A 19,235-nucleotide genomic window follows, 5' to 3' on the forward strand; every position below is an offset into this window, starting at 1 on the left:
AGATAAAGCGTATAGCAGGTCCCGATAACTATCGGGAAGCTCCTAATAAAAATGCTATAACTCGATTGAATCTCCTATTTCAAGAAGCATTAAATCTTTTCCTTTATCGAAGAACTTACGAATTGCTTCGTCATGATTGATTTTAATATATCCGAATGTATCAAAATGATAACCTAGAATTTTATCACACTCGATAAAATCTGAAGCTATAATTGCATCTTCAACATCCATTGTAAAGTTATCTCCTATTGGCAAAATAGCTAAATCTAGCTTAGTTCGCATTGGAATTAACTTCATATCCATTGTAAGTGCAGTATCACCTGCTATGTAAATGTTTTTATGCTCGCCTTCGATTACAAATCCTCCTGGGTTTCCTCCGTTACTACCATCTGGAAATGAACTTGAGTGTATTGCATTTACATATTTTACTTTTCCGAAATCAAATTTCCAGTTTCCACCGTGATTCATTGGGTGTGCGTTTAACTCTCTTTTTGCATAATAATCAGCAATTTCAGCGTTAGAAACGATTACCGCTCCTGTACGCTTAGCTATAGCCTCGACATCTAGAATATGATCGCCGTGCGCATGCGTTAGTAAAATATAATCGGCTTTTAATGTAGTAATGTCGATATGTGATGCCAATGGATTTGCCGAAATAAAAGGGTCCACCAATATGTGCTTTCCTCCAACTTCAATTCCTAGTGACGCATGTCCGTAAAATGTAATTTTCATATTGATAGTAATTTTAGTTTAACATTTTATCTACCTCCCATGAAGAGGTTAACGAAAATGTCTGAGATTAATGAAATCATACACAAAGACAATAATACTGATAGTAAAAATGTACTTAGTGCCACTCTTTTTAATTCTGGATCTAATAGCTTAGGCTCTTTGTTATTAGAAACAACAATTAAATGCTTTGTTAAAGGTATATATGCTAATAAAAACAAGTATTGATCAAAATGATAATCGCTTAAAATAGCAAATACCACTACCGATACCATTGCTCCAATAATTAAGAAATAATGGTATTTTTTAGCAGACTGACCTCCCATTTTTACCACAAGTGTATTCTTACCTGATTTTTTATCTGAAGCTTCGTCACGCATATTGTTTAGATTCAAAACCCCTACACTCAATAGTCCTATTGCGATTGCTGGCAGAATCAAAAGAGGATCTACTTCTTTTGAATATAAAAAGTTTACTCCTAACGTACTTACTAATCCAAAGAATACAAATACAAATAGATCTCCAAATCCTTTATAGCCATAAGCAGAATTCCCTACTGTATAACGAATTGCAGAAACAATTGCTGCAATTCCTAACAATAAGAAAAAGATTGAATACACAAAATTTGTTTCGCCAAAAGCAAAATAAATCAATGTTATTGCTGACAATAAAGTTAATATCGAAGTGATTACAATAGCCTTTTTCATGGTTTGTGGCGTTATTACACCACTTTGTATGGCGCGTTTAGGCCCTACTCTGTCTTCATTATCGGTTCCTTTTACTCCATCTCCGTAATCATTGGCAAAATTGGATAAAACCTGTAATCCTAGCGTTGTTAATAGCGCAAAACCAAAGATTTTCCAATTAAAAACTTCTGTAGGCGTATAAACGTTTTCTGTGGGATTTGCCAAAGCATACATACTACCGACAATAATCCCTGAGACTGATAAAGGTAATGTTCTTAATCTAGCGGCTTCAATCCAATGTTTCATTCTGTTTTTTATTTTTAAATTATTATAAAAAGTTTTCAGTCTCAGTATTACAGTTCATAAACTGAGACTGTGAACTGAGACTGCAAACTAATTACGGTAACCATTTGTTATCGCCAAAATTAGGCTTTCTTTTTTCTAGAAAAGCATTTCTACCTTCTTTTGCTTCTTCGGTCATGTAAGCTAAGCGAGTTGCTTCTCCTGCAAAAACTTGTTGTCCAACCATACCGTCATCTGTAAGATTCATAGCGAATTTTAGCATTTTAATTGATGTTGGAGATTTTTGCAATATTTCTTGTGCCCATTCATAAGCAGTATCTTCAAGTTCGTCATGAGGAATTACTGCATTTACCATTCCCATATCCATTGCTTCTTGAGCAGAGTAATTGCGTCCTAAGAAGAAAATTTCACGTGCTTTTTTCTGTCCAACCATTTTAGCTAAATAAGCAGATCCATATCCTCCGTCAAAACTAGTAACATCGGCATCTGTTTGCTTAAAAATAGCATGTTCTTTACTTGCTAATGTCATATCGCAGACAACATGTAAACTATGTCCTCCACCAACAGCCCATCCTGGTACTACTGCAATAACCACTTTTGGCATAAAACGAATTAAACGTTGTACCTCAAGAATATTTAAACGGTGTTGCCCATCTTCACCTACATATCCTTGATGTCCTCTTGCATTTTGATCTCCTCCACTACAAAAAGAATAGACTCCGTCTTTAGTCGAAGGTCCTTCGGCAGACAATAAAACAACACCTATCGAAGTATCTTCTTGTGCGTCGTAGAATGCTTGGTATAATTCTGATGTTGTTTTTGGGCGAAATGCGTTGCGTACATTAGGTCTATTAAAAGCTATTCTTGCAACTCCATTACATTTCTTATAGGTTATATCTTCAAATTCTCTGACAGTAATCCAATCCATTAGATGCTATTTTTAATTAATTATAGTGTAAAAATAAATCATTTTTTACACTTTAGACTATACATTTTTAATGAAGTCATTTCTAAAACAATTTTACTCAAATGTTAAAACTTGTTTTTAAAACAAAAAACACTATTATTTCATAGTGCGTATTGTTTTTATTTTTATCTTTACAATCTATTAATCAATGTGATACAATGTTTTTAGTACACATTAAGGATTGATTTTCTTTCACTGATTTATTAACCTAAAAAATGATTTTTTGAGAAAATTTAAAAAATTTGTCGCTCATTTTTCTATGGTTTTAAATTTAAAAACTTTAGACAATGAGCAAATAAGAATTGCATTTGTCGAAATTGCAAAAAAGAGATAGTAACACCTACGGTTAACAAGAAAGATTTATTAAACTACTCTAAAAATGAGTGTACATTATAGTTTAATTATCTTTTAAGATATTAAAAACAAACCAAAGGTTCTGCCGTGAAATTAATTTTAGCATATACGTATTTGTTATCCTTATTTCCAGACAAACCCATCTGAAAAAGTAATGATCACACGCAAGAAGAGTTAGTACAGTATTTATATTGTGTGATTCTATTCACTTTTCGCGATGACAGTAGATTTATTTTTATTTTTGTTTTTTTTAATTACAATTTTTTTGAAACTAGAATAAAAAGAGAAAGGCTAATCGTAATGATTAGCCTTTCTTGTTGTATTATTCTTTAACTAAGTAGATTCCGTCTTCTTTAATCTCGATTAGTTTTTCTCTATAAAGTGCACCAATAGCTTTTTTGAATGTTTTCTTACTCATTTTAAGCACTGTTTTAATGTCTTCTGGATGCGAATTATCTGTAAGTCTTAAAAAACCACGACTTGCTCTTAATTCATCCAAAATCTTATCAGCATTTGGCTCGATACTTTCGTATCCTTGTACTTGCAATGAAACGTCTATTTTATTGTCTGGACGTATGTTTTTAATATAACCACGCATACGATCTCCTGTACGAATAGAATCATCATAAACTTCATCTTTATACAACAATCCTTTATGTTTTTCATTGATGATGACGTTGATTCCTATTTCGGTGATATGCGAAACAATTAAATCTACCTCTTCTCCTTTTTCAACCGTTAGGTTATCATTGTTTAAAAATTGGTTTGTTTTACTAGAAGCTACCAAACGATTGGTTTTTTCATCCATGTATAAATACACCAAATAACGCTTTCCTTTTTCCATAGGGCGCGCTTGTTCTTTATAAGGAACAAGTATATCTTTTTCCATTCCCCAGTCCATAAAAGCTCCTACTTGATTGATGTAGTTTACGCGCAAAAGAGCAAACTCATTCAATAAAATATAAGGCTCTAACGTTGTAGCAACCGGACGTTCTTCATGGTCTAAATAAACAAAAACAATAAGCTCCTCGCCTATTTCAAATTCATTTGGAACATATTTGTTTGGTAATAGTATGTCGTGTATTCCTTCAGGATCTTTTTCTGGGTTACCCAAAAACAATCCAACTTTGGTATCACGTAATATAGTTAGTGTATTGTATTTTCCTATTTCAATCATCTTCTTTAAAGTTCTGTATTGCTATCTAAGCAAGTTTCTAAGTTGCAAAGGTACGAAGTTTGAATCTACCATCGAAAAGTATTTATTAAGGATTATTTATGTTAAGTTTTCTAATTACTTTCTTTTTTATTCAATTTGAAAAAGTAGTAACAAACACCAAACAAATGAGACCACAATCTTTTATCTATCTCTTTCCTTTTCAATTCTTTTTCTCCTTTATAAAATCCTAAAATAAATAAATAAATAAATAATTTGGAAGAAGGCATTTTTATTAATGACACAAAAAATATTCAATAGATCATACTAGCTTGGCGATCTGACCAATCTTATTCGGGAAGATTTTATTGTTTTCTATAAAAAAAGCGCCTAAAAGGCGCTTTTACTATTTTTATGATGAATACTATTTGTAAACACTTTCTTTTTTAAAGTGTAGCGTTAACAAATAATAAACAACTACTCTGTATTTATTCTTGTTTGATCGTCCATATTTATCTAATACTGCTTCAATTCCAGCATCTAAAGCTGGAGTATCAGGCAAGCCTAATTTCTTAATCAAAAAATTATTCTTTACTGTATCTAATTCCGATTTTTGCGTTCCTGCAACCGTAGCTGCGTCTGCATTGTATATTGACGGTCCACAACCAATAGTCACTTTTGTTAATAAATCCATATCTGGAATTACACCACATTTGTCTTTTAAATCAGCAGCATACTTTACAATTAATTCGTCTCTTGCACTCATAAATAAAAATTTAATAGTTGATTAATAATTGGTTTACACTCTCAAATTTAAGCTTTTATTCTATATGTCAAGTTTTATTTCAGACAAATAAATCTATATTAGTTCTTTAAAAAACTGAAGCAATATTTTATCATTTTCAATTGTTGGTGTGAAAATTTCTAAAATTGCTGGCGATCCCTCTGTATTGTACAATGATTCTAATCCTAATTGTAAAGAGCTTTCATCATCTGCCTTTATATAATTCATTTTGAACATTCCTGCCATATGTTCGGCTGTTAAATGATGCGATGTTTCAAAGAAAGTATTAAATACTGGCTGTTCCTGATGCCCTGGCAAAATACGGAAGATTCCTCCTCCTCCATTATTTACAATTATAATTTTAAAGTCATTCGGAATATAACTATTCCATAAAGCATTGCTATCATACAAGAAACTAATATCGCCTGTAATAAAAACTGCAGGCTTAGAATTCCCCACTGCCGCTCCAATTGCTGTCGATGTACTTCCATCGATACCACTCGTGCCTCGATTACAAAAAACTTCTATCGATGAATCTATATCTATTAATTGAGCATAACGAATAGCTGAGCTATTACTTATTTGCAACTGAAAGTTTTTTGGCAATGATTCGATTACTTTTTCGAATACTTTAAAGTCTGAAAATGGAATCTTAGCTAAATATTCTTGTGCTTTTCCTTTTCTTAAATTAATTGTGTTTTCAATTTTCGAAAAATAATCACTTTCAATAGATTTTGTTTGAGGCAGAAAAGCTTCAAAGAAATTGTTTGGTTTTGTTTTTATATGATTTGGCGAAGCTCCAAATGTATCATACGCTCTTAGCATATCTATATGCCAATGTTGTTTTGGTTTGTACTTTCGTAAAAATGCCTTGATACGTTTTGAAACAATCATTCCGCCAAAGGTGATTAGAATTTCTGGCTGAAAATCATCAAAATCAGTTGGCGTAAATGGTGTAATTAAGGTATCGATTCTGTTTACAAAATTAGGGTGATGTAAATTAGATGTCGTTTCGGTTAAAACAACTACTGATTCCTCATTTGCTAATCTTTCAATTATTTCATGATTAATCGTATTGGGCTCGTTTACTCCCACAAGTACCATTTTACGAGTCGATTTGTTCCAATCGGCAACCATGCTAGCTAAATCTGAGATTGTTTCTGGCTGGTTTTCTTTTACGTAAGTATTTATTATTGGACTTACGGCAAGTTCTGAAACTGTTTCATACAAAGGCTCTTCAAATGGAGCATTAATGTGTACTGGCCCTTTTTGCGCTCTTGCTGTGTCTATTGCTTCATTTATTTTCTTATCATTCTCTAGCGAAACATCTTCGTGTAAATTAGCATTATACAAAGAATGATTGCTATATACATTTTCCTGACGAATGGTTTGTCCATCACCTATATCTATTTTACTTTGTGGACGATCGGCTGAGATTACAATTAGTGGAATCTGACTATAAAATGCCTCTGCAAAAGCAGGATAATAATTTAGTAATGCTGAGCCCGAAGTACAAACTAAAGCTGTTGGTTGCTTGGTTTGCTGTGCTATTCCTAATGCAAAAAATGCAGCACATCTTTCGTCTGCAATACTGTAACATTGAAATGCTGGGTTACTAACAAATCCTATGGTTAAAGGGGCATTTCGTGATCCCGGAGATATTATGATATTGGTAATTCCTTTTTCTAAACAAATTTGAATGATACTCTGTGCAAGTGGTATTTTGGGGTAAATCATTTTTTCGAAATTATGAAATACAAAGTTAATGAGTTCAAATATGATTTAGGGTATAAATAACGATATATTACCATTTAATTATAGAAAAAGGAAATATATTTGTAAAAATTATCTTTAATAAAAACTGAAGGATTATGCGTTTTATTTACCTCTCACTACTTATTCTTTTTATACATACGGGAAATGCTCAAAATCAATTTGTTCATGACAACATTAGCTATAAAGATGCTTTAATAAAGGCTAAACAAGAAAACAAGCCTATTTTTGTTATGCTTTTTGCTACTTGGTGTCCTCATTGTAATGTAATGAAGAATAGTACTTTTCAAGATACTTCAGTAATGACCTTTTTAGAGAGTAATTATATTTGTGTTTGGAAAGACATCGATAAACCCGACGGACTTGCCCTAAAAACTAAGTTTGATACTAAATCTCTACCTAGTTTTTTAATTCTAGATGCAAATGAAACGGTTTTATATAATTTAAAGGGGGAAATCAAACCTGCTGAATTTTTATACGAAATTAAAAATGCTTTAGACCCTAAAATGCAATTGCCTTATCTGGAGAAGCAGTTCTTAGCTGACCCAAGTAATGCTAATAAATGTTTGGCATACTTAAATGCATTGAGAAAAGGTCGCGAAAGAGTTGATTTATCCAAAGCGACTCATACTTACCTTTCTACGCAATCAGACGCTCAATTACTTACTGAAATGAACTGGCGTATTATCGCTAATGGTGTAACTGATATCAAATCACGTGAATTTCAATATGTATTACAACATCTAAAAGAATTTGGAAAGGTTGCTTCTCCTGATCGTGTAGAGAAAAAGATAATTAATATCGTAACCGAGTTACTTCGTCCTTATACGGAGAGCCTAGATACAATTAACTACTATAAACAAAGAGAAGTTGCTAAAACAATTCGTCTTCAAAAAACAGACTCTCTTATTTTTTCTTATGATTTAACAATTGCTGAAAGAAGTACCAATTGGAAATATTATAATAAAACAGCTTTAGAAGGGACTCAAAAATATGTTTGGAACACTCCAACTATCTTGAAAGAAATTGGACAAGTATATCTAAAAAACATTACTGATGTTGAAAGTCTTAAAAAATCAATTGAATGGGTAAAACATTCTTTAGATTTAAATGATGCTTACGACGGTAATTTATTATTAGCACGACTTTATATCAAAATAAAAGATAAAAAATCGGCTTTGGTATATGCTAAAAAAGCAAAAGCTATTTGTAAAGAAATGGACTGGGATTCAAAAGACGCCGATGCTTTACTAGCTGAATTAAAATAAAACTGCAATTAACTAAAACATAATTATGTCTGTTACAATTCGACCTGCCACTTCTCAAGATTTAAATACGATTCTTGATATTGTTAACTATTCCATACTACATACCACTGCTAATTATAGTTATGAAACCCAAACAATTGAGGTGCAACAAAAATGGTTTGAAGATAAAAACACAAAAAACTTACCTGTTATTGTAGCTGAGTTTGATGGTGAAGTTATTGGTTTTGGTAGTTATGGTCCATTTAGAGAAAAAATCGGATATCAATATACAATTGAGCATTCTGTTTATGTGACTGAGAATATTATTGGTAAAGGTGTTGGTTCTAAATTATTGACTGAATTAATTCGTTTAGCCAAAGAACAAGGCTATCATGTTATGATTGGAGCAATAGATGCCGATAATGCTGGTAGCATTGTTTTTCATGAGAAATTTGGCTTTGTAGCGACTGGTACTATCCGTGAAGTTGGCTATAAATTTGATCATTGGCTTGATTTGGTTTTCATGCAATTGATACTTAAATAGGAACATCAAGTAAAAAACATTGATCTATAAAAAAAGCGATTTCCAATATTTTGAAAATCGCTCTTGATTTTAATCTTTGTTTAATCAATTAGCTCTTAATCCAATTGATAACTTCAGGATCTGTTGGTAAAGTTCTAGGTTTAATAACTTTTACCAATTCTCCATTTTCATTAATTAAATATTTTTGAAAGTTCCATTCTACCTCTGAGTCTTGCAACCCGTTCTTAGATTTTTGAGTCAAAAACTGATACACTTCACTCATATCATCTCCTTTTACAGAGATTTTATCCATCATAGGAAAAGTTACACCATAATTTTGCTGGCAAAAAGCACCAATTTCTTCATTTGTACCGGGTTCTTGTGATGCAAAGTTATTTGCTGGAAACCCAACAATTACAAAACCTTTATCTTTATATTCTTTATAAATAGCTTCTAAATCTTTGTACTGCGGTGTTAGTCCGCATTTTGAAGCTGTATTTACAATCATTATTTTTTTTCCTTTTAAAGAAGCAAAATCAAATGGATTACCTGATAGATCTTCTACTTTAAACTGATAAATGGTTTGTTTTTCCATAACATTTTCGCTCTTGTTATTTTTATTTTTCTTTGTTTGCGCTTGATTCTGACAGCTGAATAAAATCATAGCGCCACAGAATAAAAACATTATTTTTTTCATAATTATTTTTTTATAAAATTAATCAAATTTGATTTACCTGATTTCGTTATTCACTTTATTTTATGATTGAACAATTGTTAATTAATAAAGGAAGCCTAACGCTTCTAGACATTAGGCTTCCTCAACAAACAAATTAAATTATCATCATTAAATTCCCTTTTAAAAAATAAAATTTCAGTTACAGTGTTTTTTCTTAAATGTATAAATTAGGATACAGGTTTCCAAATTCGTTCCATCATCTTTTTCCTTTAGAAACAGGTAAATATTATCCCCCATATTTATCTTTGTTATTCTAAAATTTCATTAGAATGGAAACCTTTCCCCTAATTCAAATCAATTATTCAAGTCCAAATTATCCCCCATTCAGACCCTCATAATTTACACATACGGAATTACTTCGTGTATGGTTTTTAAAAATCATAAAATAGTGATGAGGTCCCAAATACATAACGCTACTTTTCGCATAAAAATTAAGACGAACATTTTCCCCCATGTCTATCTTAACTTTTCTAAAATCACATTAGAATAGAAACCTTTTCCTTATTTAATCAATTACTCAAGTCTAAATTTTCCTCTATTCAAACTATCATAATTTACATATACGAGATTAATTTATGTTTGGTTTTAAAAAAACTAAAAAAGTTAATATTTTATTTATTATTCAATTATAAAAACATTATTACTATAAATAAATTACAATTTCTTTAAATTTTTAAATTATATTTATACCAACTTTAGTAAAATTCCTAATTTTAAAATCAAAATATAAAAGTTTTTTACCCTAAATCTACATAATATGAGTCAAGACGAGTTGTTGGTATTAATTTATAAAAAAGATGAAAAAGCTTTTACCTATCTATATGATATGTATTCTAAAAGTTTATTTGCAGTTATAAATGTTCTTATAAAAAACAGAGAAGAAGCCGAAGATGTACTTCAAGAAGTATTTGTGAAAATCTGGAAAAACATCGATACTTACCACGAAAGCAAAGGTCGATTTTATACCTGGATCCTTAATATTGCTCGAAATTCGTCTATTGACAAACTTCGCTCAAAAAATTTTAATAATAGTCAAAAAAACCTTTCATCAGATAATTTCGTACATCTATTAGACGACAGTAATAAGCTAGTCAACAAAATCGATACTATTGGAATTCATGAGTTTGTAAAAAAACTGAAACCAAAATGTATTGCGATAATCGATTTATTATTCTTTAAAGGATATACCCAACAAGAAGCTTCGGAAGAGTTGGCGATACCTTTGGGAACTATAAAAACGCAAAACAGAAACTGTATTAATGACTTACGAATTTATTTAAAACTATAATGGAAACAAAAGAATATATTGAATCTGGTATTTTAGAGCTTTATGTTTATGGATTACTTAGCGAATCTGAAAGTATAGAAGTAGCCACAATGGCGAAGAAACATCACGAAATTAATGATGAAATTATAGCTATCGAAAAAGCTATAGTAGCACTTTCGTCTAGTTTTTCTCCTTTTCATTCGGTAGCTAATTTTGAGAAAATAAAAGCCAAACTAGAACTTAAACACAGCAAAGTTATCGATATGAAACCAGCAACTAGTTGGTCTCAATATATGGGCTGGGCTGCAGCTGTACTCTTCTTATTAGGTTTTGCTTATCAATATGTGCAACTTACTCAAACTAAACAAGCAATAGCGATTGTAGGTAGCGAAAAAGACAAATTAAAAAATGATTATGCATTACTAGATCAAGAAAATAAAGTTACTGAACAAAACTTAGCTATAGTAAGAGATATTAAAAACACAGGAGTAACTCTTGGCGGACAAGCTATTGCACCACAATCATTTGCTAAAGCCTATTGGAATAAAAATACTAAAGTAACTTATATCGATGCAGCAGGTCTACCAAAACCTCCAAAAGGGAAAGTATATCAGGTATGGGCGCTTAAACTGAGTCCTGTACTTACTCCAACAAGCATTGGTTTATTAAGTGATTTCGATTCTAATAGCCAGAAATTATTTAAAGTTGAAGATACTGGATATGCTGAGGCTTTTGGTATCACTCTTGAACCTGAAGGCGGAAGTCCAAGTCCTACAATGGATCAGCTATATACTTTAGGAAAGGTTTAAAAAACAACATCTTATAAAATTTAAAACGCATATTAATTAATTTTGATATGCGTTTTTTTATTATTTTTAAAAACTAAACTAACCAACACCAATTTAATTTATGAATGGTACTTTTATCTTAAGAGTTGCAGTGGCTATTATTTTACTTACCCACAGTGTTTTTGGAATATTTGATAATGGAATTAATGATTTTGGAAATCTATATTTAAATCAAATAGGCTTTGCTCCTTTTGGTGTATTCCTTGCTTGGTCAATAAAGCTCTCACATATTGTCGCTGCCATTCTTTTACTTATTAATAAATACATCAACTTCGCTGCAATTGTAACTATTTTAATATTTTTCATGGGAATTATTTTAGTTCATTTTAAAGAAGGCTGGTTTGTAGTTGGAGGTGGTCGAAACGGAATGGAATATAACTTTTTACTGATTTGTGTTTTATTAGCAATAATGTTTCTAAGTAATAAAGGTTCTGAGGCTCTGAGCGACAAAGGTTCAAAGGTTGCTTAGTTTGTGCAAAAAATAGTTTTATTTATAAGCGAATTAAAGCCTAATATTTTCCTTTGATTCTTATAGAACAACTTACTTTTAAGAGTCTTTAATCTCAAAACAGCCACAAACTTGTCTCTCTTACAAAGGAAATAGCACGACAGTGACTCACGCAGATTTAGCTTTTTTTTTAAGGAATTGTTATAAATATAAAGGTTCAACTTCTGGTTAAACCTTTATGTTTATCTCGAATGGATATTTTAATCTAGATCCATAAATCCAAATTCTTCTTCCATTTTTATAAAATCTTCTTTGGTTTGTGTAGAAACAAACAAAGGATAATCCTCAAATAAATTTCCACTATCATCTACAAAGTACCAAATGAGTTTTCTGTCATTTTCATAAATAATCCAATTATTATGATCTACAACTTTTTGCCAATTATCTGTCATTAATTGTTCTATAAATTCTGGTAACTCCTCATCATCTAAATCATAGATTGCTCCAGAAAATTGATATCCTCCTTCTGCACATTGTCCATATAGCATCATTTCTAGAAAATCAGAAAGTAATATTTCTTCTGAATTCCAAATTGCATTATCTATATTTTGGGCTTGGTAAACTAATGAATCGTCACTTTCCGTATTAACTCCCCAATAACAAACGGTCTGATTTTCTTCTAAAAAAACTAATTTACCATCTTCATAAAACAGATTTTCAGGTTTAATAAATCTGTGAAATGATGTCATAAAAATATCCAATTTTCCAATCGTTATATAAAACTCTTTTAGTGTTGCTGGTATTCCTTGTCCTAATTTAGTTTCGACTTCCTTAATTGAAGTAACATCATATCCATCAGCATTGGTCAATGAACGACCTAATAGTTTTTCAGCAATTTTTTTTATCATACTCTTCTAATTAATCATACTTATTCTATTTTAAGCATGTTCACAAAAATACTTAATTCTTATTTTATTCCCACATTTAAATCAACCATATACTCTTTTCATAGAGTAATCTAACTCTTATCATTCATCTAAAAAAAATACATAAAACTAAACACTAATTATTTACACAAATATTAGTTAAATTTATTTATTTTAAAAATTCATATCGTAATATTGCAATATAAATATATAAACTCATGGGAGCTACTAAAACTGATTTCTTTACCGATAAACAAAACGAACTTGCTATTCTCACAAAAGCGTTGGGACATCCTGCAAGGATAGCGATTATTGAATACTTAATTAAGGTAAATGCTTGTATTTGCGGTGATATTGTAAACGAATTACCTCTTTCGCAACCTACCGTTTCACAGCATCTTAAAGAGCTAAAAAATGCAGGTCTGATAAAAGGAAGTGTCGAAGGAAATGCTATTTGTTATTGTATTGATGAAACTGGATTCGAAAAAATAAAGGCTTTTTTTCAAGAAGTCGCTACCCATTTAGAGAAAAGAAATAATGAATGTTGTTACTAATTAAAAAACACAAAATATGAAACTTTCAGAAATTAAAAACATATTAAAAACCGTTGAAGCTATAAACTTTCAACTACCTGATGGAACATATGTTCCTGAATATTTCCACGTAACTGAAGTTGGTTTAATCACCAAAAACTTTATAGATTGTGGAGGAACTGTTCGCAAAGAAACAGTTGTAAATTTTCAACTTTGGGATGCAAATGATTATGACCATCGATTAAAACCACAAAAACTAGTTCATATCATAGAACTTTCTGAGAAAGTATTGTTTCCTATAACAAACGAGATTGAAGATTATGAAATTGAAGTAGAATATCAAGACATAACTATTGGCAAATACGATTTAGATTTCAACGGTAAAGATTTTGTCTTACTCAATAAACAAACTGCTTGCCTTGCAATGGATAAATGCGGTATTCCATCAGAGAAGCAAAAAGTAGCTCTTGCAGATATCTCTGCTAAACCAAACTCTTGTACTCCTGGAGGTGGTTGTTGTTAATATTTTTTGAAGGTTCTGAGGTGCTAAGTTGCTAAGGTTCTAAGCTATGTAGATTCAAAGGCTCAAAGGTACAAAGGTTTTATACATTGCGTAAAGTGCAAACTGAGACTGTTTTTATTTTCGTTTCAAGTTTCAAGTTCTACGCTGAGACTGAAAACGGAAATTGTTTTATATTTCAAGTACTGTAGACTGTAAACTGCGACTGCGACTGTCCTTCGACTCCGCTCAGGATGACACTGTAAACTGAGAACTGAATACTGAATACTGAGACTGCCCTTCGACTCCGCTCAGGATGACAACTGTTAACTGAGAAAAACATTAAATAAAAAAAGGTTCAACCGTAAAGTTGAACCTTTTTTATGTGAATTAATAATCTCTTATTTTTTATAATACTTTCGGTATTTTGGGTAAGACAAAGCTCCTATTAAGGTTATTGCACCTAAAGAATACCAAATCCAATCTAATGAATGTGCTTCACCACTTGCGTAAGAGTGTAATCCTACTAAGTGAAAGTTTACTCCATAATAAGTAAATAAGATTGAAATAAATGCAAACATACTCATTAGGTTAAAAAACCATTTTCCTCTTAAGGCAGGTACAAAACGAGCGTGAATTACAAATGCATAAACCATAATACTGATTAATGCCCAAGTTTCTTTTGGATCCCATCCCCAGTAACGTCCCCAACTTTCGTTGGCCCATTGACCTCCAAGGAAGTTTCCAATACTAAGCATAATCAAACCAATAGTCAATGCCATCTCGTTGATGTATGTAATTTCTTGAATGTTTAAATCCATCTTGGCTTTGTTGTTCTTATTGGTAAAGAAAATCAATAACAACGATACAAAACCTAATATCATTCCTAATGCAAATGGTCCGTAACTAGCAACAATTACTGCTACGTGTATCATTAACCAGTATGAATTAAGAACAGGCTGTAAATTAGCTATTTCTGGATCAATCCAGTTCATATAAGCTGCCATTAAAATCATTGCTGTTACGAATGCAGATGACGCAACGGTTAATTTTGATTTTCTATCAAAAGCCAAACCAAAGAACATTGTTGCCCAAGCCACATATACTATAGATTCATATGCATTACTCCATGGTGCATGTCCTGCAATATACCAACGTGCTATTAATCCTAATGTGTGTAAACCAAATAACACTCCAATTATAACGTGAAATACATTTATCGTGATACGTAATGCTTTTTTCTCAAAGAATATATTTACAATAGTAAATACAAACATTAAAATTGAAGCCGTCATATACCAATACAGAAGCTTCTTAAATACATCGTATTTATTATACAATATCTCCGAAGTAATTTTCTCCTCGCTTGGGCGAACTTTACTTCCAAATTTCTTTTGGAATCCGTTGATGCTTTCTAGTAATTCATCGGCTTGTTTGAAATCTTTTGTAATCGAAGCATTATTTAAAGATGCAAAATACATAGGTAAAATTTGCTTCACATAAGTTTCGTCCATTCCTTTTAAACCAGCATTACTAATCTCTAAGTATGAAATCCATTTGTTGTTTGGATCATTTGGTATTGGAAAAATCTTTAATATACTTCCGCTTAAAGCCGATTCCATTAAATTTACCTTTTTATCCGTTTCGATAAAATCTTTCTCAAACTGATTTGGGTTCGCGGCTTTATAAGCTGCATCTAAATACGGAGATAATTTGTAGTTTCCTTTCTCATCAAAGAATTTAACAAATGGAGCCAATTTTGCATCCTTATCAATTCCAATAATTTTACGAATACTATCATTTCCTGATTTAATATATATAATCGGAATTTCTATCCAAACCTGAGCGTATTGCGTCATTGACAAAAATACCTGATCAGAATTCATTCCATTATACGTATCATCATGACTTACTTTTCTCAATAATTCTGATGAGAAAGTATTAATAGGCTTCATTCTTCCACCTGCATCCTGAATAATCAAACGACCAAATTTGGCTGCATGTTCTTTTGGTGCTTTGTAGATATTTATTAATGAATCAAGTTGTTTTTGACTTGGAGGTCTCGTAACGTGGTTAGCATGATTCTTTGGATCTTTAGTCTTTGTTTCATGCTCGTGATTATGGTCTTTTGCATGGTCATGATTAGGATCAGTACTATGCGCTGCATGATCATGGTCATGATCGTGATCGTGGTCATGTTGCTCTTGTGCAAATCCATTAAAACTCAACATTAAAACTAAAATAGTAATAAGTTTTGCTTTCTTATTTTTCACTACTTCTAACTTGCGCTTTAAGTCTGCAAAACGAGAATGTTTAGTAAACATAATTGCCATTAGTCCAAAATACAATAAATAGTAACCAAAATAAGTTAAAGATGTTCCCCAGTAATCATGATTTACTGATAAAACTGTTCCTTTTTCATCTGGGTCAAACGAAGATTGAAAAAATCTGTATCCTCTATAGTCTAATACATTATTCATATAGATTCTAGCATCAAATGTTTTTGTTGAATCTATAACCGTTACTTTACTTTCGTAAGAAGAATAACTTTTTTCTGTTCCAGGATATTTTTCAGCAATAAAATCATTTAATTTAATTTTAAAAGGCAAGATATAAGCTTTACTTCCGTAGAAGAAAGTATAATCGATGTTTCCAACTTTAACAGTTTTAAAATCTCCAATTCTACCTTTAGATCCTAATAAAGTTACTTCTTTTTCTTGTCCTTCGGCTTTTAATACTACAGTCAAAGCATCTTCATGTGTTTTGGCCTTGTAATCATTATTTGATTCGTAAGCAATAACTCCTTTTACAGCAGGATCTGGAAATACAATACGTATATCTCCGATGCTATATAAAGAACGCATCATTAAAGGCTGTACATTATCTTTGGTAACTTTTCCTTTGAATTTATCGGCCATACGCATAAAATCTCCTTCAAAAGGGGTCTGAATCGTATAGGTCTCACCTGTTGTATTGATATTGATTGCTCCTTCGGTAGGTTTATTCAATGCAAATAATACATTGTGAATATTTTGTACCTCGCCATCTTTAAGAAAATGTTCTTCACGTCCACCTTCACCAGCTTCTACCAATTTTAAATATAAAATTCCGTTAGCGTCTGGCTTAACAACTTCTTTGGCTCCCATAATAAAGTCTTTGTATTCAACTTCAAATGGAGTTTCATTGAATTTACCTGAGATACTAAAATCGTTATTAGTTACTGGAGATAATAATAAGTTTTTCTCAAATACACGACGTTTCATTTCGCCTTTATATTCCCCATCTGCAAAAACAGTAAGGAAAACTTTATCTGAATATACTTGATTTTCGGTAGCTCCTTCTCTAATTGGCATCATTCCTTCATAACTGATATAACGAGTTATGAAAGCGCCTAAAAGAATAAAGATGAAAGCTAAGTGCAATAATAAAGTTGCCCATTTTTCTTTTTTATGCAATTGGTATCTTTTAATATTTCCGAAGAAATTAATCAAAAAGAAGACCATTATGACCTCAAACCACCATGCATTGTATATAAAAATTCTAGCTGTGTCGGTATTATACTTACTTTCTATAAAGGTCCCGACCCCCATTGCAATTGCAAATACTATAAAAAGGACAGCCATTAATCGTGTAGAAAACAAAAAGGAGAATATTTTTTTATCCATTACTAAGGAATTACATTTTATAAAGTGGCACAAAAGTACTTAAAATGTTGACTCAAATATTTGTGATTTTGTTAATTAAATCCAAAATAAAACACTTTAACGACTCCGTAAGTAGTTTTTTACTTATTAAACACATTTTACAAATGAACTTAACTAGTAACGGGAGTCCTTTAAAAAAAAATGCTAATTTTGCAATATGATTAAAATATCACTTATTGGGTCAGGAAATGTATCTCAACATTTAATAAATGCTTTCGCAAAAAACAGTGCGATTGAACTTATTGAAGTGTATTCTAGAACTAAAAAAGAAATATCTCCTCTACTCGATTCTAATAAAATTGTAACTGATTTTACTCAGTTAAAAGACGCCGATTTGTATATTATTGCCGTTTCGGATGATGCAATTTACAAGGTTTCCGAGCAATTGCCTTTCAATAACAAACTAGTTGTTCACACTTCTGGAACTGCTTCTTTAGAGTCAATTAATACCAAAAACAGAAGCGGTGTTTTTTATCCATTACAAACATTTACAAAGAATAAAGAAGTCGATTTTAAGACTATTCCCCTTTGTTTAGAGGCTGAAAATAATGCTGACTATTTAGTCCTTGAAACGGTTGCCAAAAGCATTTCGGATGCCGTTTACGCTATCAGTTCTGAACAGCGCAAAGCATTACATGTTGCTGCTGTTTTTGTGAATAATTTTACCAATCATTTGTACCAAATCGGACAGGAAATTTGCGAAGAACATCAGGTTTCATTCGATATCCTAAAACCTTTAATAGCAGAAACTGCCAATAAAACCAATACGCTTTCTCCAATTGACGCTCAAACTGGCCCTGCTAAACGAAATGACATCACAACAATCAAATCACATTTGAGTTATTTATCAGATGAAAATCAAAAAAACATATACACATTACTAACAAAATCTATACAAAATAATGGCAAAAAGTTATAAAGAAATAATGAACGACATCACTACTTTTATTTTTGATGTTGACGGTGTACTTACAGATAGTTCTGTTTTTGTAACTAATGAAGGAGATATTCTTCGTACTATGAATATTCGTGATGGTTATGCAATGAAAGCAGCTGTTGAAAGTGGGTATAACGTATGTATTATTTCTGGCGGAAGCAATGAAGGTGTTCGTATTAGATTACGTAACTTAGGAATTACTGACATTCATTTAGGAACTCCTGATAAAGTAAAAACTTTTAAAGAATATACTGAACTACATGACATTAACCCTGAGCAAATACTCTACATGGGTGATGATATTCCTGATTACCATGTAATGAAATTAGTAGGTTTACCAACTTGTCCACAAGATGCAAGTCCAGAAATTAAAACAATTTCTCGCTATATATCGCATGTAAAAGGAGGAAAAGGCGCCGCACGTGATGTAATAGAACAAGTTATGAAAGTACAAGGAAAGTGGATGGAGCATTTTAGCGGGAAACACGATTAGGGTTTAGTATTCAGTCTCAGTTTACAGTGCTCAGTCTCGGTTTGCAGTGCTCAGTCTCGGTTTGCAGTCTCAGTTTGCAGTGTCATCCTGAGCGAAGTCGAAGGGCAGTCTCAGTTTGCAGTCACAGTGCACAGTCTCAGTCTCGGTTTACAGTGTCATCCTCAGCGGACTCGAAGGGCAGTCGCAGTTTGCAGTCACAGTCTCGGTTTACAGTGTCATCCTGAGCGGAGTCGAAGGGCAGTCTCAGTTTGCAGTTTGCAGTCACAGTCTCGGTTTACAGTGTCATCCTCAGCGGACTCGAAAGGCAGTCACAGTTTTTAATCTC

The 19,235-nt window shown here is 31.8% G+C and carries 18 protein-coding genes; 9 read left to right on the top strand and 9 right to left on the bottom strand.

The annotated features are described in order from the left end of the window. Window positions 1-54: 54 nt before the first annotated feature. The 6 genes from QWY99_RS10920 to menD all read right to left on the bottom strand — a co-directional run bounded on the left by QWY99_RS10920 (window position 55) and on the right by menD (window position 6,713). Window positions 55-732, bottom strand: coding sequence for a metal-dependent hydrolase (locus QWY99_RS10920; RefSeq protein WP_290264900.1), 678 nt, complete (start codon window positions 730-732; stop codon window positions 55-57). 26 nt (window positions 733-758) lie between these two features. Beyond that, complete coding sequence (gene menA, locus QWY99_RS10925; protein ID WP_290264902.1) at window positions 759-1,721, bottom strand: 1,4-dihydroxy-2-naphthoate octaprenyltransferase; 963 nt, start codon at window positions 1,719-1,721, stop codon at window positions 759-761. 91 nt (window positions 1,722-1,812) lie between these two features. Continuing rightward, a complete protein-coding gene (locus tag QWY99_RS10930) occupies window positions 1,813-2,646 on the bottom strand; it encodes a 1,4-dihydroxy-2-naphthoyl-CoA synthase (RefSeq protein ID WP_290264905.1) in 834 nt (277 codons plus the stop codon). A gap of 715 nt (window positions 2,647-3,361) precedes the next feature. Further along, window positions 3,362-4,216: a CvfB family protein gene (locus QWY99_RS10935; protein WP_290264908.1), complete on the bottom strand. Its 855-nt coding sequence runs from the start codon at window positions 4,214-4,216 to the stop codon at window positions 3,362-3,364. Window positions 4,217-4,616: 400 nt separating this feature from the next. Continuing rightward, complete coding sequence (locus QWY99_RS10940; RefSeq protein ID WP_290264911.1) at window positions 4,617-4,958, bottom strand: DUF2853 family protein; 342 nt, start codon at window positions 4,956-4,958, stop codon at window positions 4,617-4,619. Between the two features lie 93 nt (window positions 4,959-5,051). Next, complete coding sequence (gene menD / locus QWY99_RS10945) at window positions 5,052-6,713, bottom strand: 2-succinyl-5-enolpyruvyl-6-hydroxy-3-cyclohexene-1-carboxylic-acid synthase (RefSeq protein ID WP_290264913.1); 1,662 nt, start codon at window positions 6,711-6,713, stop codon at window positions 5,052-5,054. A gap of 134 nt (window positions 6,714-6,847) precedes the next feature. Between menD and QWY99_RS10950 the strand changes: the two genes are divergently transcribed. Continuing rightward, entirely contained in the window at window positions 6,848-8,017 is a 1,170-nt protein-coding gene (locus tag QWY99_RS10950) for a thioredoxin family protein (RefSeq protein WP_290264915.1), read from the top strand. A gap of 25 nt (window positions 8,018-8,042) precedes the next feature. Beyond that, a complete protein-coding gene (locus QWY99_RS10955; protein ID WP_290264917.1) occupies window positions 8,043-8,540 on the top strand; it encodes a GNAT family N-acetyltransferase in 498 nt (165 codons plus the stop codon). Window positions 8,541-8,628: 88 nt separating this feature from the next. On the opposite strand, the gene QWY99_RS10960 is transcribed toward QWY99_RS10955, so the two are convergent. Then, a complete protein-coding gene (locus QWY99_RS10960; RefSeq protein ID WP_290264919.1) occupies window positions 8,629-9,216 on the bottom strand; it encodes a glutathione peroxidase in 588 nt (195 codons plus the stop codon). Window positions 9,217-10,012: 796 nt separating this feature from the next. Here QWY99_RS10960 and QWY99_RS10965 point away from each other — a divergent pair. From QWY99_RS10965 to QWY99_RS10975, 3 genes are all read left to right on the top strand, one after another. Then, complete coding sequence (locus QWY99_RS10965) at window positions 10,013-10,543, top strand: RNA polymerase sigma factor (RefSeq protein WP_129538217.1); 531 nt, start codon at window positions 10,013-10,015, stop codon at window positions 10,541-10,543. Beyond that, window positions 10,543-11,331 (top strand): anti-sigma factor, encoded by a 789-nt coding sequence (locus QWY99_RS10970; RefSeq protein WP_290264926.1) that lies wholly within the window; start codon window positions 10,543-10,545, stop codon window positions 11,329-11,331. The genes QWY99_RS10965 and QWY99_RS10970 overlap by 1 nt, the downstream gene beginning before the upstream one ends. A gap of 100 nt (window positions 11,332-11,431) precedes the next feature. Continuing rightward, window positions 11,432-11,839 (top strand): DoxX family protein, encoded by a 408-nt coding sequence (locus QWY99_RS10975; RefSeq protein ID WP_290264930.1) that lies wholly within the window; start codon window positions 11,432-11,434, stop codon window positions 11,837-11,839. Window positions 11,840-12,078: 239 nt separating this feature from the next. On the opposite strand, the gene QWY99_RS10980 is transcribed toward QWY99_RS10975, so the two are convergent. Beyond that, window positions 12,079-12,726 (bottom strand): hypothetical protein, encoded by a 648-nt coding sequence (locus QWY99_RS10980; RefSeq protein WP_290264931.1) that lies wholly within the window; start codon window positions 12,724-12,726, stop codon window positions 12,079-12,081. A gap of 236 nt (window positions 12,727-12,962) precedes the next feature. Here QWY99_RS10980 and QWY99_RS10985 point away from each other — a divergent pair, with 236 nt between their 5' ends. Further along, window positions 12,963-13,298 carry an ArsR/SmtB family transcription factor gene (locus QWY99_RS10985; protein WP_290264933.1) on the top strand — a complete coding sequence of 112 codons (336 nt, stop codon included), beginning with the start codon at window positions 12,963-12,965 and terminating at the stop codon, window positions 13,296-13,298. 16 nt (window positions 13,299-13,314) lie between these two features. After that, window positions 13,315-13,800: a DUF6428 family protein gene (locus QWY99_RS10990; RefSeq protein ID WP_290264936.1), complete on the top strand. Its 486-nt coding sequence runs from the start codon at window positions 13,315-13,317 to the stop codon at window positions 13,798-13,800. Between the two features lie 377 nt (window positions 13,801-14,177). Here QWY99_RS10990 and QWY99_RS10995 read toward each other — a convergent pair whose 3' ends face one another. Next, complete coding sequence (locus QWY99_RS10995) at window positions 14,178-17,441, bottom strand: cytochrome c biogenesis protein CcsA (RefSeq protein ID WP_290264938.1); 3,264 nt, start codon at window positions 17,439-17,441, stop codon at window positions 14,178-14,180. Between the two features lie 196 nt (window positions 17,442-17,637). Here QWY99_RS10995 and QWY99_RS11000 point away from each other — a divergent pair, with 196 nt between their 5' ends. After that, window positions 17,638-18,399, top strand: a complete 762-nt coding sequence (locus QWY99_RS11000) for a Rossmann-like and DUF2520 domain-containing protein (RefSeq protein WP_290264940.1) — start codon at window positions 17,638-17,640, stop codon at window positions 18,397-18,399. Continuing rightward, on the top strand, window positions 18,383-18,910 hold the full coding sequence (locus QWY99_RS11005) for a KdsC family phosphatase (RefSeq protein ID WP_290264942.1): 528 nt from the start codon (window positions 18,383-18,385) through the stop codon (window positions 18,908-18,910). The genes QWY99_RS11000 and QWY99_RS11005 overlap by 17 nt, the downstream gene beginning before the upstream one ends. Window positions 18,911-19,235: the final 325 nt, after the last annotated feature.

The organism is Flavobacterium branchiarum, assembly GCF_030409845.1.
Taxonomy (GTDB): domain Bacteria; phylum Bacteroidota; class Bacteroidia; order Flavobacteriales; family Flavobacteriaceae; genus Flavobacterium; species Flavobacterium branchiarum.